The sequence below is a fragment of the Vibrio sp. 10N.222.48.A3 genome, assembly GCF_041475345.1.
Classification (GTDB): domain Bacteria; phylum Pseudomonadota; class Gammaproteobacteria; order Enterobacterales; family Vibrionaceae; genus Vibrio; species Vibrio tasmaniensis_A.
The window spans coordinates 1-272 of sequence record NZ_JBFRVX010001785.1 but is presented as its reverse complement, the minus strand read 5'-3'; the positions used below and the strand labels follow the sequence as shown (position 1 = coordinate 272).

Genomic DNA, 272 nt, shown 5'->3' with positions numbered 1-272 from the left:
AAATAAAAATTTAATTTTAGGATATCATCATGTCTAACACAGTTACTGGTAAAGTAAAATGGTTCAACGAAACTAAAGGCTTCGGCTTCATCGAGCAAGAAAACGGCCCAGACGTATTTGCACACTTCTCTGCAATCACAGGCGACGGTTTCAAAACTCTTGCTGAAGGCCAACAAGTTGAGTTCACTGTATCTCAAGGTCAAAAAGGCCCACAAGCTGACAGCATCAAAGTACTTTAATTTAGTATTTTAAAGCTTTCTAAAAATAGCCAG

At 37.9% G+C, this 272-nt stretch carries 1 protein-coding gene; it reads left to right on the top strand.

Features of this window, described 5'->3' with window-relative positions; genetic code table 11:
* Positions 1-29 precede the first annotated feature (29 nt).
* Entirely contained in the window at positions 30-239 is a 210-nt protein-coding gene (locus AB4653_RS28905) for a cold-shock protein (protein WP_004731543.1), read from the top strand.
* The last annotated feature ends 33 nt before the right edge of the window (positions 240-272 follow it).

Coding starts and splice junctions, on each gene's coding strand:
- AB4653_RS28905 (WP_004731543.1), top strand. CDS start 30: ATGTCTAACACAGTTACTGGTAAAGTAAAATGGTTCAACGAAACTAAA.